The sequence below is a fragment of the Sphingopyxis indica genome, from assembly GCF_900188185.1.
Lineage (GTDB): Bacteria > Pseudomonadota > Alphaproteobacteria > Sphingomonadales > Sphingomonadaceae > Sphingopyxis > Sphingopyxis indica.
Map to the genome: position 1 here is coordinate 23420 of NZ_FZPA01000001.1, position 14259 is coordinate 37678.

The following is a 14259-nucleotide window of genomic DNA, read 5'->3' on the forward strand; positions in this document are numbered from 1 at the left end:
GCGCAGGAGGCAAGAAGATGGCTTACGCCAAAGGTCATGAATTGCGCCGCCCCGTAGAGCCGCTGAAGGCGCTGGGGGCGATGAGGCAGCTGATTGCAGACAAGGAGGATACGGCGCAGGTGTTCCGTATCGTCAAGGCATTGTCGGGCAATTCCTATTATCGGAATTTCAATCTCTTCATGAAGTCGAGCGATGGGCGGCGCATCGCTTCCGACCGGGCCGACCTGCTTGAAACCTTGTGCGATCGCAAACGCCTTGCGACCTGTGCGTCTGGCACGCTTGGCCGAGCCTACCTCGATTTTGTTTACGGGGAGGGTCTGACAGCAGAAGGTCTGGCGGAAGCCAGCGAGGCCGGAGGTCTGGAGGACTTCGGCGACCCCGATGTTTCCCTCTATCGTCGGCGCCTTCGCGATTCGCATGACCTGTTTCACGTCGTCACCGGATACGGCAGGGACGCACTGGGCGAATTGTGCGTGCTGTCCTTCGGAAACGCGCAATTCTATAATCACGGGATCGCTTTCATCGTGGGCGTCGGCATTCCCAAGATGAAACTGGAAGCTGCCAAGTTGCCAGTGGCGCGCGCTGCATTTGAAGCGTGGCGCCGGGGCCGGGCTGCAGCCGATCTGACCACCTTCTACTGGGAAGAAAATCTCGATCGTCCGTTGGAGGATGCCCGCCGCGAGTTGCGACTGCGTCCGCCGGAGACCTATCAGAGGGTGCGCGCTCTTTCCGAACAGCTCGAACGCGATTACCAGGCGGTCAGGCAGGCATGAGCTTAAGCGACAAATCGGCCATCACCGGAGTGGGCGAAACCGCTTTCGTGAAAGGCACCGAGAAAACCGCGGTCGACATGATGCTGGAAGCATCGCGCAAAGCCATAGCAGATGCAGGGCTGAAGCCGTCGGATATCGACGGCATGGTTCCTCCGCCGATCTACACCACCTCGGAAGAGATGGCGGCTAACCTCGGTATCGAAGTTCTGCGCTATGCCTCTACGGTCCACATGGGCGGGGCGAGCCCTACCACGGCACTCCAGAACGCCGCGATGGCAATTGCCAGCGGCTTATGCGACCATGTGCTGGTGACGCTCGGGTGGAACGGTTATTCCGCCTTGCGGCCCAAGCCTGGCGCACCGCCGACGCGGCCGATGAACATGAACACCCTGACGAATACGATCCAAGGCTATTACATTCCGTATGGCGTGTTCCTGCCGGTGCAGATGTATGCCTGGCTCGCCACCCGGCACTCCCGAATTTACGATATCGGCCCGGAAGCGATGGCGGCCGTTGCACTGGCGTGCCGTCGCCATGCGCAGATGAATCCGCAGGCCTTCACTCATGGCCGGGAACTGGATGCCGAAACCTACCATTCCGCGCGCTGGATATCCGAACCCTTTCGCCTCTACGATTGCTGTCTGGAGACTGACGGGGCATGCGCAGTCGTGGTTTCGCGAATGGACCGCGCCAGGGACATGCCGCATGTTCCCGTGAGCATCGCCGGTGCGGCTGAAGGGCATCCTTACCCCGCCGACGATATCCCTTCGCGTCCCGACCCCTTCAAGATCGGCCTGAGCTACGCCGCGCCGCGCGCGTTCGAAATGGCGGGGGTCGATCGCGAAGACATGGATTTTCTGCAGATCTACGACTGCTTCACCTACGTGGTTCTCCTGCAGCTGGAGGCCCTGGGCTATTGCGAACCAGGTGGACAGGCAGAGTTCGTCGCGAATGGCCAGATCGAGCTGGGCGGGCGCTATCCCGTCAACACCCATGGCGGCCTGCTGAGCGAGGCCCATATTTGGGGACTGAACCATGTCGTCGAGGCGGTGCGTCAGTTGCGCCACGATTGTGGGGAGCGGCAGGTCGAAGGCGCCCAGACCGGCCTGGTGACCGGCTGGGGCGATCTGGGTGACGGCAGTATAGCGATTTTGAGGAGGTTTGCGTGAGCGACGAGAAAGATCTGCCGCCCAAGATGCGCCCCTCGGCGCAGGCCGCACCAGCCAAGCCAAAGCCGCGCCCGCAGGATCCGGTGGAGCAGGAATTCTGGAACCGGTGTCAGGACGGCAACCTTTACTTCCAGCAGTGCGAAGGATGCGGCAGTTTTCGGCATTTGCCGCGCTATATGTGCGCCCGATGCGGTTCTCCTGAATGGTCGTGGGAGCGTAGCACCGGCAATGGCACGCTGTTTTCCTGGACGGTGACCCATCAGGCACTGCATCCCGCCTTCGCCGGCGAGATTCCCTTCATCGCTGCGGTGGTGGAACTGGAGGAGGGAGTGCGCATGGCAACCCGGCTGGTCGATTGCGCGCTCGACGAGCTTGAGCTCGATCTGCCGGTCACGCTGGATTTCGAGCCGATCTCCGAAGATTTTCGCCTGCCAGTATTCCGACCCGTCGCGATCGCGCGCGCAGAAGGATAGACCAAGATGGATCTCGACTACGGACCCCAGTATGACGCGTTTCGCGAGGAAGTGCGCCAGTTCCTGCAAACCCACGGTCACCGCGCACCCGATGGCCAAGGCCGTGCCGCGCGCCCTTCCCCCGAAGCCGTCGAATGGCAAAAGCTGTTGATCCTGCATGGTTACACGGCGCGTACGATTCCCAAGGAATACGGCGGATACGGAGCCGAGCCGGACATCCTGAAATCGCGGATCATTGCCGAGGAATTTTCGCGCGCTGGCATCCCCGCAGGCCTTGCGAACCAGGGCATTTCCATGCTCGTTCCCACGCTGCTGGAACTCGGAACCGAAGCCCAGAAACAGCAATGGATCGAGCCGACCCTTAATGGCGAGATAATCTGGTGTCAGGGATATTCGGAACCTGGAGCGGGATCGGACCTCGCCGCGCTCAAGACCAGCGCCCGCGTCGAAAATGGCGACTTTGTCATCAACGGACAGAAGATCTGGACCAGCACGGCCAAGCAGGCGGACATGATCTTTTGCCTTGTTCGGACCGAACCGGACGCGCCCAAGCACGGCGGCATCTCCTACTTGATCTTCTCGATGGACACACCAGGGATCGAGGTCCGACCACTCAAGACCATGACCGGTCACGCCGAGTTCAATGAAACGTTCTTTACCGACGTGCGGGTTCCCCTGGACCAGATCGTCGGGCAGCGCGGGCAGGGGTGGTACGTGGCCAATGCCACACTGGGCCATGAACGTGGCATGCTGGGCGACCCCGATGCACTGGAAAACCGGCTCCAGGCGCTGGTCAGGCTGATGCAAAAAGAACGCATCGGCCAGGGTTGCGCAATGGACAACGCCGTTCTGCGTGACCGGCTGGTTGCATTGCAAGCCGAAGTCGCGGCGATGAAATTCAACGGCATGCGCATCCTGTCGAACAGCCTTAGGGGGGATGCCGGCGGCATGGCGAAACTTGTCGTGAAGCTGCAGAGCTGTGAGCTCGCCCATCAGATTTCCGCGCTCGCGATCGACGCAATGGGCGAGATGGGCATACTCTATCACGGAAGCGAGCGCGAGCGCGAAGACGGTGCCTGGCAGTGGAACTACATGTTCCAGCTTGGTCTGATCATCGGTGGAGGCACCGCCCAGATCCAGAAGAACATCATCGCCGAACGCGGGCTGGAAATGCCGCGCGAACCCAAGTTCGCAACGCCTCCCGCGGCCGAACAGGCGACGGCCGTTGCAAGCGGGCAGAATAAGGGAGCCGCCTGATGGATTTCGGACTTTCGCAAGACCAGGAGATGCTCTGCGACGCGATCAGCCGCACTCTTGCTGATACTTGTCCGCTCGATCATGTGCGCGAATGCGCGGAGGGCTCGGTTCCCTTCAGCGACAACGTGCGTTCGGCGCTGGGCGAAATCGGCATTTGGGGAATGATGGTTCCCGAGCAACATGACGGGCTCGGGATGACAATGCTCGATGCCGCCGCTGTGGCCGAGCAGCTCGGCTATGCCGTCGCGCCGGTGCCTTTTATCGGTGCCCATGTACTGGCACCCCTTGCGCTGGCACAGGGCGGTAGCGAGGAGTTGAAGGCGCACTGGCTGCCGAGGATAGCGAAGGGCGAGGCGCAAATCGCCGTCGCGATCGCGGAAACGGTGGAGATCCGGGACCGGGCAGGCGTGGACTTCGACGGCGCAAAGCTCGACGGAACGGCTTTGTTCGCGCTCGACTTCCTGGAAGCCGACGCGTTTCTGGTAGCCGATACCGCCGGTCGTATGCACTTCGTAGCTGGCGATGCTGCGGGTCTGGAGAAGGTTGCTCTCAAAACGATCGACCGGACCCGGAGCGTAGGGGAGCTGCGGTTTTCTGGCGTAGCGGGCGAGGCTCTCGCGGACGATGGTGGGGCCACAGTCAGGCGCCTGCGGGACGCCGGCCGGGTGCTCCTAGCCGCCGATAGCCTCGGTGCGGGCCAGGCTATGATCGAAAAAGCGGTCGACTATGCCGGGCAGCGCGAACAGTTCGGACGAGTGATCGGCAGCTTCCAGGCGGTCAAGCATATGTGCGCGGAAATGGCTGCCCGCCATGAACCATGCCGTTCGCTGGTCTGGTATGCCGCCCATGCGTTCGATGCGACGCCCGACGAGGCTTCGCTGGTGGCATGCCATGCCAAATCACATACGGGCGAAGTCCACCGTTTTGTCGCCCGAACCTCAACCGAGGTGCATGGGGGGATGGGTTTTACCGATCTCCTAGGTCTGCATTTCTGGTTCAAGCGAATCGGTTTCGACCGCCAGGTTCTGGGAGGTCCCGAAGCGGTCCGGGCCGAAGCAGCGGCCTTGCAGGGGTGGACGCAGGTCGCATGAGACGATGAATTAGGCGCACGCTACCGACAAAATCGTGGCCACCAAGGAGAGAGGAATTAATACGTGATCGACTGGAACCTTGGCGACATCCTTGATGCAATCGAACCTGCGGTCCCGGAAGATGCTCCGGCGCTGATTAACGGCGACCGGATCATTACCTGGCCCGAAATGTCGAAGCGTTCGAACAATTTGGCGCGCAATCTGCGCGCGCAAGGTGCAGGCGACGGGGCGAAGATAGCCTTCTACATGCGCAACCGTTCCGAATACGGGGAATTGATGGCCGCATGCTTCAAGGGCCGCCTCACGCACGTGAACATCAATTATCGTTACCGTCCCGAGGAGGTTTTCTACATCTTCGACGATTCCGATAGCGAGGTAATTGTTTACAGTTCCGAGTTCCGCGACTGCATTCTTGAACTGAAGGAACGGTTGACCAAGGTTCATACATTTGTAGAAATCGGCGATGCTTCGCAGATCGCTTCCTTCGCGCTTCCTTACGAAAAACTTGTAGAAGGTAACGGCGCGCCTCTCGATATCGAGCGTTCTCCCGATGACCTGCTGTTCATATATACAGGCGGTACCACCGGCATGCCCAAGGGCGTGATGTGGCGACACGATGATATGCGCAAGGCTCAGCTCGACGCGCAAAAGCTGCTGGGTCCGGTTCCCCAGACCATGGAGGAAATGGTGGCCCTGGTGAAGCAGGGCGAGCTTGCACGCATCACTTTGCCGGCGTGCCCGCTGATGCATGGAACCGGGTTCATTACTGCTATCGGCACGCTCATGTCGGGCGGGGCCATCGTCACGCTGTCCGATCCATCCTTCGACGCGGAAGAATTGTGGGATGCGGTGGACCAGCACAAGGTGCAGAGCATCGCCATTGTCGGTGACGCTTTTGCCAAACCCATGCTGCAGGCGCTGGACGCCCACCCGAAGCGCTGGGACACGAGCAGCCTGATTTCGATCATCTCGTCCGGCGTCATGTGGAGTAAACAGGTAAAGGCGGGCCTGTGCAAACATATCCCCCAGGTCATCCTCATGGACAGTTTTGGCGCTTCGGAAGGGCTGGGCTACGGCTTGTCGGTGACGACCGCACAGGGCGGCACCAACACCGCGAAATTCGGGATCGGGGAATTTTGCGACGTATTCGACGAGAACGACCGGAAGGTCGAGGCGGGGAGCGGCGTGCCCGGCTTTATTGCCCGCAAGGGCGCAATCCCCACAGGATACTACAAGGACCCGGAAAAGTCGGCCAAGACTTTCAGGACGATCGATGGCGTGCGTTACTCCATCCCGGGCGACTGGTGCCGGGTGGAATCCGATGGAAGCCTGACCTTGCTGGGCCGCGGCAGCGTCTGCATCAACACCGCAGGTGAAAAGGTTTACCCCGAGGAGGTGGAGGAAGTGCTCAAAACCCATCCCGCCATTGCCGACGCGCTTGTCGTCGGGGTGCCTGACGAAAAATGGGGCGAAGCGGTGACCGCTGTGGTGCATTTGACCCAAGATGCGGACTTCGACGCGCAAGCGATCAAGGATCACGTGCGGGAACAATTGGCAGGCTACAAAACACCCAAGGCGATTTGCCCAACGCAAACCGCCTTGCGCGCGTCAAACGGCAAGGCGGATTATACTACGGCCAAAGAGATCGCGAAAGCGGGTGCCGGGGCCTCGTGAGCCATTTGCCCCCTCCTGACTATGATGTCGTAATCGTCGGGGCCGGGTTCAGCGGAATATACCTGCTTTACAAGCTGCGTCAGGCGGGGTTCGACGTTCTGCTGGTAGACGCAGCGGAGCAGCCGGGGGGAATCTGGTACTGGAACCGCTACCCGGGAGCACGGGTCGATTCCCAGGTTCCACTTTACGAATTTTCCATTGCGGAAGTATGGAAAAGCTGGACGTGGAGCGAACGATTTCCAGGCTGGGAGGAACTGCGCGCCTATTTCCTCCACGTCTGCGATACGCTCGACCTCTGGCCGGCAATGCGAATGAAAACACGGGTCGAAAGCGCGCAGTTCGATGAAGACACCGCCTACTGGCGATTGAAGCTCGACGAAGGCGGGAAAGTAAGCGCGCGTTTCCTTTTGCCGGCCCTGGGGTTCGCCTCGAAACCCTACATTCCCGATATCCCGGGTCTTAGCGATTTCGAAGGCGACTGGTGCCATACCGCCCGCTGGCCGCAGGAAGGCATCGACCTTTCTGGCCGCCGGATCGCCCTGATCGGCACGGGTGCCAGCGGCGTACAGGTGGCGCAGGAGGCGGCAAGCTGCGCGGAGCAGCTGACGCTTTTTCAGCGAACCCCGATTCTCGCCCTTCCCATGCGGCAGGAAAAACTGGACGCTGATCGTCAGCTTCGCGAAAAATCCGAATATCCCGCTGTCTTCCAGAAAAGGCTTACGACAAGTGGCGGTTTCGAATGCCAATCGCTGGACATCTCGGCCCTGGCTGTGACCGAGGAAGAGCGGACTACGCATTTCGAGGATTTGTGGCAGCGAGGAGGGTTGCGCTTCTGGTATCATAATTTCGCTGACATACTGACGAACGAGGACGCCAATCGCCACGCCTACGAGTTCTGGCGTGACAAGGTGCGCGAGCGGATCTGCGACCCGACCATTGCCGAGAAGCTCGCTCCCGATGAGCCGCCACATCCCTTCGGGACCAAGCGACCATCGCTCGAACAGAATTATTACGAGATCTTCGCACAAGACAATGTGACGCTGGTCGATCTGAACGACACCGCGATCACTCGCGTCACCGAGGCCGGGATAGAAACAGCCACTGGCATGATCCCGTGCGATCTCATTGTCTTCGCGACCGGCTTCGATGCCGGTCGTGGCGGGCTCATCGACATGAACATCACCGGCCGCGGTGGGCTGGGGCTGGCAGAAGCATGGAAGAGCGAGATCAAAGCCTATCTAGGCATGGCCGTCGCCCAATTTCCGAACATGCTGTTCGCCTACGGCCCGCTCAGCCCTTCAGGCTTTTCCAACGGTCCGACAAGCGCCGAAATCCAGGGTGACTGGATCTGCGATTTCCTGATCTGGCTGCGCGATAACAGGATCGGCCTTTTCGAAGCCGATGCGCTGGCCGAGCGAAGCTGGACCGATATGGTCGCCCAAGTAGGGTCGATGACGCTCTTCCCCAAGGCTGAATCGTGGTACATGGGCGCCAATATTCCCGGCAAACCCCGACAACTGATCAATTTCCCCAGCGTATCTGGTTACGCCGATCTATGCCACGATGTCGCACGGCACGATTATCGTGGTTTTATCAGGAATACACTATCCGGTATGGAGACTGCGCCGAAATGAATGAAATGAAACCAATCCACGACGGGTCAGCAGATATCGATCCCGTATGGGCCGGCGACGGGGCGGATATACCCGAATGGTTCGCCTGGGCGCTGAGCGTGCCCCGTGAGGAAGGCTTCGTAGAGGTTGGTGGCGCGCGGGTGCATTATCTTCGCTGGGGCAAGCGTGACCGGCCCAAATTGCTCATGACTCACGGTTTTCTCGCCCATGCCCGCTGCTTTGCCTTCATCGCACCGTACCTTGCCGAAGACTACGACGTGGTGGCGTTCGATCTGGCCGGTATGGGCGATAGCGAGATGCGCGGCGTGGCCGATATAGCTGCGCGGGGAAAGGAATTCGTCGAGATCAGCGAAGCGCTCGATTTGTTTGCGGATGGAAGCAGACCGACGATCATCGCCCATAGCTTCGGCTCGGGTGCAGCGCTGACCGCCGTTTCCCAATCGCCGGATGCCTTCGCCGGCGTTATTGTCTGCGATCTCATGGTGATGCGGCCCGAAAAGCTGGAGAAATACTGGACCATGGGCAGATCGAGCCCCGGGTCGGGTAATCCTGACAAACCGGTGCGACGCTACCCCACCTACGAAGCGGCGCGCGAGAGGTATATCCTGTCGCCGCCGCAGGCAGTTGGTGAGCCGTTCCTGATGGATTACATGGCCTATCACTCTCTCCGCCGCGATGGCGAGGAGTGGACATGGAAGTTTTCTCCCGAAGTGTTCCGGCGCAGCAACAAGCCCGACGAATGGCTGACAGTAGGCCAGAGGCTGGTCGATGCGCCCGGGCGCAAAGCGATTGTGTACGGCGAGAAAAGTCAGCTCTTTGATCGCGATTCCGCCCGCTATATCCGGGAACTGGGAGGGGGAAAGATACCAATTGTTGCAGTGCCCGATGCACGCCATCATCTCATGCTGGATCAGCCGCTCGCGTTCGTCGCTGCGCTTCGGGCGGTACTGGCCTTTTGGAGCCTCTGAGATCCCCCATACTAAGAGGCTGGTTCCTGGTCAGAGGCCAGCGAGATGGGGGTAAAGGGCGTCCATATTCATCTTGTACTATATCCGAACCATTGTCGCCGTCGGCACGGCGAACGCTTCGTTGGTCTCGATGCCAGCTGGGGCAAAAGCTTTATCGGGAGCAACTCGCTTAGCGCGCCAACCATTGCTGATCTTTAGCAAACGTTCACTCCGCGTGCGATCTGGATCGTGGCCCATGGGGTCAAAAGATAAGGCGCTTTACTAATATCACGCGGATGTATATGCCCATGGACGGGGATTGGGCTAATTCTCTCCCTCTCCTCTCCACAGACTAAGGGGCGACCCTCGAGGTCGCCCCATTTTGCAGTAAGCGGCGGAGCCAATTATCGTCGCACTGAAGAGATGGGAAGGGATGCTATATGACACTGAGAGCGATGGTGCTCGCCACTTCGGCCATCTTGGCTTGGCCGCAGATGGCTTTAGCGCAGGATTCCACAACTGATGAGGCGGAACCCCAAGGATCCGTAATCATCGTGACGGCCCAACGCCAATCTCAAAGTCTGCAAGAGGTGCCGATCGCGGTCAGTGCCTTCGATGCTACGGCTCTCGAAAGCCAGCAGATCGAAAACGCTGCTGACCTTCAATTGACGCTCCCGAACGTCTCATTTTCGAAGGGCAACTTCACCGGGTCGTCCTTCACCATCCGTGGTATCGGCGATCTTTGTGTTGGTGTGACGTGTGACGCAGCGACGGCTATCCATATCAATGGTTCCCCTCTTTTTGGTACCCGGCTGTTCGAAACAGAATATTTTGACCTTGAGCGAATTGAGGTCCTACGGGGGCCGCAGGGCACCCTCTTCGGCCGCAACGCTACCTCGGGTGTTGTCAACCTTGTGACAGCCAAGCCTGACCTCGGTTCTTTCGGCGCGGCCGGAGAGTTCGAGTATGGGAATTACAACAGCATCAAGGCCGAGGGGATGGTCAATGTCCCGATCGGCGATTCTATCGGCGTTCGGGTAGCCGGTTTCTTTCTGAATCGCGACGGTTACACCACAAACCTTTTCGACAATTCGGATGTCGACGACCGAGACATGTACGCTGTTCGTGGTTCTCTTCGTTTTGAACCCGGTGCCGATACCACTCTCGACTTCATGGCATATTATTTCAGGGAAGATGACACCCGTTTACGTAATCAAAAGCAGGCCTGCCAGCGTGACCCGCTCGGCGTGCTGGGTTGTCTGAACAATCGCCGCGACTTTGACATCACCAATGCCAATTCCACAGTCGGCGCAACGCTCAGTTCGCAAGAGTTCTTCGCTATTCAGGGAATTCCCTCAGTACTGGGATTGGGAAGCCTGTACGGCCCCGATGCATTTGCAGGATTCGATAAGCCCGACGATGTGCGCACGGTAAACACGGCGTATACTCCATTCTATTTTGCCGATGAAGTGCAGCTACAGGCCCGTCTCGAGCAGCGCATCGGAGCTATGACACTGACTGCAACCGGTCTTTATCAGGACACCGAAGTCGATTCCCGGCAGGACTACTTTTTGGGCATTCAGGATCGTACCGGCTTTGCTACGGCCTTGAACGTGTTGTCCGGCTTCGCGGCCAACGGTTTGCCTACCGGCCTCCCCGCACCTGCACCGGCGTTCGTGCCAGGTTCGTCGGCGTATTTTACCCCGATTGTGGAGGCTCTCATCCCCAATGGCCCAGGGGGCGTATTGTGCACCTCCGATAACGATGATGGGAACAGGGGCGCGTTCGAAGGTAATGTATTGTGCGGCGAAACGCCGCTATCCTTCGACAGGTCTTCAGAGCAACGCGAATCCTGGAGCGGCGAAATCCTCCTTTCCAGTGATTTCGACGGAGCATTCAATTTCCTGCTCGGAGGGATCTATGCAAAGTCCAAGACTACCGACAACAGTTACTATGTAAACTCATTCGCGCTTGACTACGCCAGTGCCATTCTGGGATCGTTTGGTACTTTGGCAGGCGGTGCACCGCCATCCTACTTCGCAACATCCATGTACCGCAACAATTCTCTCGAGGCTAATCTTGAGAGCTTCGGTGTGTTCGGAGAGATCTACGTCGACCTGACCGAGCGTCTGACCTTCACCGGAGGTTTGCGGTATAACGACGACAAGAAAGACGTGACTGCGCGCACGACCTTGATTAGCTTCCTCAATCCTTACGCGAATGACGGGGAGCCGTTCGACAGCCCGATCACTCCCTTAACCGGTCCCTCTGGTCTTTTTGATGCCGATCCTGGTACGCCAGGTGAGCAGCTGACGCAATTTAGAGAAGTAGGTTTCGATGAAATAACCGGGCGTGCGGTGCTCGACTACGAAGTTACGCCTGACAATTCGATTTACGCATCTTATGCCAGGGGCTATAAATCCGGGGGTATCAACCCGCCCCTTTCGCCCGTTTTCGATGTGGCTGAAAGCTTCGGATCAGAAACCATCGACGCATTTGAAATCGGATCGAAAAATACCTTTGCGAATGGCGCACTGCAATTAAACGCTACTGCATTCTACTATAAGTATAGCGGGTTGCAGCTTAGCCGCATCGTCGCCCGTACCTCAGTTAATGATACTATCGATGCCGATATCTGGGGTGTGGAACTAGAGTCCGTTATCCGGCCCGATCCCGATTGGCTTGTCAACTTGACGTTCAGTTATCTCAACGCGGAAGTTGCCGGCGACCAGTTCTTCTCCAATCCGCGCGACCCGGGTGGCGGCGATCCTGATGCCGTCATCATCAAGGATATCAGCAACGGTGCTAATTGTGCCGTAACCGGGCCAGCCCCCGGCGCGGCCGACGCATTCGTGGCCGGAGTGAACGCAGCTCTGGGTCTTCGTGGTCCCGAAGAATTTCCTAATGACGGCAATCTTGCGTCAAGCGGCGCATTCAGCATTTGCGATGTCTTGGCCGGAGCCGTTCCGGCGGGCAGCGGCCTTGCGGTATTAAGCCCTGGCGTAGAGGTCAACTTAAAAGGGAACAAGTTGCCGCAGGCCCCCGAAATGAAGGTTTCGATGGGTGTGCAGTACACCGCCACTTTCGACAATGGCATGACTCTGGTTCCTCGCGTGGACGTAGCGCTGACTGGTGAGCAATACGGCAATATCTTTAACGGCAGGGTCAACCGGATCGAGCCATTCGTGCAAGCCAACGCGATCGTGCAGTTGAACAGTGCGGATGAGCGTTGGTTCGTGCGCGGATTTGTTCAGAACATTTTCGACAGCAGCTCGGTGACAGGATTGTACTTGACCGACGCATCCTCGGGGAATTTTACCAATATCTACACTTTGGATCCTCGTAGATATGGTGTTGCTTTGGGGTTCAGTTTCTAACAGGTCCAGATCGTGTTGGCGGGGAGATCGGTGGTCCTCCCAACGATCCGAACGGACAGTGCCAGCTAGTTCGTATTTCGACCCATGACTTTATAGCTTTTCCAGAGCGGCGTAATGCTCGATGACCGCCTCGTAAGCCTACCGACAAGGCGGTCATCGAACCGGCCAAATGCGAGCTGCACTCGAACTGCCTGTACGATCGCTCGTTGATGTCGCTACGAGATGCTCGCGGAAAGCTTAAGGCCTTACATAGATACGACAATGAAGAGTCACCGAATATTGCAATCGGGATATCCGATGGTGATACTGGCAAACGCACTCTGCGAAAGGCGGAAACATGCTGACCCCTATGATCCAAGATTGGGTCACAGTGCACGAGGTGCTGACGCGTTAGGAAAAGTTGGAAGGGGCTGCGGGGCAGACTTCTGAGAAAACTTATCCTAACTCTGTTCAGGTTTCATAACTGATTTTCGATCGACCGGAGCTGGCTCAACCGACGTGCGATTGTCGCGAGACAATTCGACCCATCCCAACCCAAGCGACTTCTGGATCGCGATCCAGCCATTTGTCATGGCGGCGATCGCCCGATCGAGATTTGCTCTGGCCTGTGCGCGCTTGCGGATCGAAGTGTTGAGTTCGCCTTGCGAGATTACCCCCGCGGCGCGGCGTTGCTCGTTAAGCTCCGCAGCCGTGTCGGCCTGCCGACTGATCTGCGCCAGCGCGGCTACGTTGGCTCTTTGTTGCCCGAACCGAGCAAGCGATTGTTCGGCGTCGCGTAGTGCGCCCAGGACCACTTCAAGATAGCGCGCTTCGGCCGCGTCGCGCGCACTCTCGGCCTGATCGATCGATGCTGCCGTGCGGCCGAAATCAAGCAGGTTCCACTGCAGCCGCGGCAAAGCGATTGCCGATAAGTTGCCCGGGTCCAGGATGTCGTCGGGCTCCGATCCGCCCAAACCGAGAATCCCCATGAAGGAAATCTTTGGGAAGCGAGCAGCCTCTGCCACGCCAATGCGCGCATTCGCCGCGGCCAGCATGCGTTCGGCGGCTCGAACATCCGGCCGCCGCGCTATTAGCGCTGCGGGATCGCCCACCGCGACCCGTTCGGGGGGAAGCGGAATTTCGGCCTGAGCCGCCAGGAGCCCGTCGAGTGCGCCGGGCGCTTCGCCCGTCAGCACCGCGAGTGTGTCCTTGAACACATCGATGTCCGCTTGAGCTTCGGCGATCTGCGACTTGAGCAGTTCGAGCTCGGCGTTCGCGTCACCGACCGGAAACAGTGCGAGAGCGCCCTGTGTATAGCGCTGATAGGTCAGTTCGAGAATTTGCTGCTGCAAGTCGCGCTCTCGCTGGACAAGCTCGAGTCGCCCCTGCGCTTCTCGCAGGCCCACATACGCCCGCGCGACCTCGGCGGCGAGCTGGACTTTCGCATCCTCGGCGTTCGCCACCGAGGCCGCAGCCTGAGCGTTAATGGCCTCGACACGCCGTGCCTGCCCCCCAGCGAAATCGATCTCCCAGTTTGCGTTGAGCCCGAGGTTGTAGACGCTGACGCTGTCCTGCTCTTCGTCGTCAGCAGGAGCGCCGGGCGATCCCGGGGGCGGGCCGCTGCCGATATCCAGCCCTGGGATATTCGCCTGGACCGCAGTCGCCTGCGCAGCCACGGCGGGTAGCCGGTTGGCGCGCTCCTGGCGGACGGCAGCCCTTGCCTGTTCGATGCGAGCGCGCGCTGCGGCCACGCCCGGATTGCCGGCCAGCGCACGCGCCTCAAGTTCATTGAGAACCGGATCGCCGAGCAGCGTCCACCAGTCGCCGGCAATCGGCGCCAACGGATCGATTTCGGGGCCAGCCCGTACGAACGCATTGCCTGCGT

At 59.2% G+C, this 14259-nt stretch carries 10 protein-coding genes; 9 read left to right on the plus strand and 1 reads right to left on the minus strand.

Annotation, left to right across the window (positions count from 1 at the left end):
• Positions 1–17: 17 nt before the first annotated feature.
• From CHB69_RS00100 to CHB69_RS00140, 9 genes are all read left to right on the plus strand, one after another.
• On the plus strand, positions 18–773 hold the full coding sequence (locus CHB69_RS00100) for a ubiquinone biosynthesis protein COQ4 (RefSeq protein ID WP_237233938.1): 756 nt from the start codon (positions 18–20) through the stop codon (positions 771–773).
• Complete coding sequence (locus CHB69_RS00105) at positions 770–1942, plus strand: thiolase C-terminal domain-containing protein (RefSeq protein ID WP_067182393.1); 1173 nt, start codon at positions 770–772, stop codon at positions 1940–1942. Before CHB69_RS00100 ends, CHB69_RS00105 begins: the two co-directional genes overlap by 4 nt.
• Positions 1939–2415 carry a Zn-ribbon domain-containing OB-fold protein gene (locus tag CHB69_RS00110; RefSeq protein WP_006834185.1) on the plus strand — a complete coding sequence of 159 codons (477 nt, stop codon included), beginning with the start codon at positions 1939–1941 and terminating at the stop codon, positions 2413–2415. Before CHB69_RS00105 ends, CHB69_RS00110 begins: the two co-directional genes overlap by 4 nt.
• Positions 2416–2421: 6 nt before the next feature.
• A complete protein-coding gene (locus CHB69_RS00115; RefSeq protein WP_067182395.1) occupies positions 2422–3672 on the plus strand; it encodes an acyl-CoA dehydrogenase family protein in 1251 nt (416 codons plus the stop codon).
• On the plus strand, positions 3672–4763 hold the full coding sequence (locus CHB69_RS00120; RefSeq protein ID WP_067182397.1) for an acyl-CoA dehydrogenase family protein: 1092 nt from the start codon (positions 3672–3674) through the stop codon (positions 4761–4763). Before CHB69_RS00115 ends, CHB69_RS00120 begins: the two co-directional genes overlap by 1 nt.
• A gap of 63 nt (positions 4764–4826) precedes the next feature.
• On the plus strand, positions 4827–6437 hold the full coding sequence (locus CHB69_RS00125) for an acyl-CoA synthetase (protein ID WP_067182399.1): 1611 nt from the start codon (positions 4827–4829) through the stop codon (positions 6435–6437).
• Entirely contained in the window at positions 6434–8071 is a 1638-nt protein-coding gene (locus CHB69_RS00130) for a flavin-containing monooxygenase (RefSeq protein ID WP_067182402.1), read from the plus strand. Before CHB69_RS00125 ends, CHB69_RS00130 begins: the two co-directional genes overlap by 4 nt.
• The gene (locus CHB69_RS00135) at positions 8068–9039 is read left to right on the plus strand and encodes an alpha/beta fold hydrolase (RefSeq protein WP_067182404.1); all 972 of its coding nucleotides are present in this window, start codon (positions 8068–8070) and stop codon (positions 9037–9039) included. Before CHB69_RS00130 ends, CHB69_RS00135 begins: the two co-directional genes overlap by 4 nt.
• Before the next feature lie 419 nt (positions 9040–9458).
• Entirely contained in the window at positions 9459–12395 is a 2937-nt protein-coding gene (locus tag CHB69_RS00140) for a TonB-dependent receptor (protein WP_089213975.1), read from the plus strand.
• A gap of 440 nt (positions 12396–12835) precedes the next feature.
• Here the strand turns inward: CHB69_RS00140 and CHB69_RS20365 are convergent, their stop codons facing one another.
• The gene (locus CHB69_RS20365) at positions 12836–14215 is read right to left on the minus strand and encodes an efflux transporter outer membrane subunit (protein WP_212541884.1); all 1380 of its coding nucleotides are present in this window, start codon (positions 14213–14215) and stop codon (positions 12836–12838) included.
• Positions 14216–14259 lie beyond the last annotated feature (44 nt).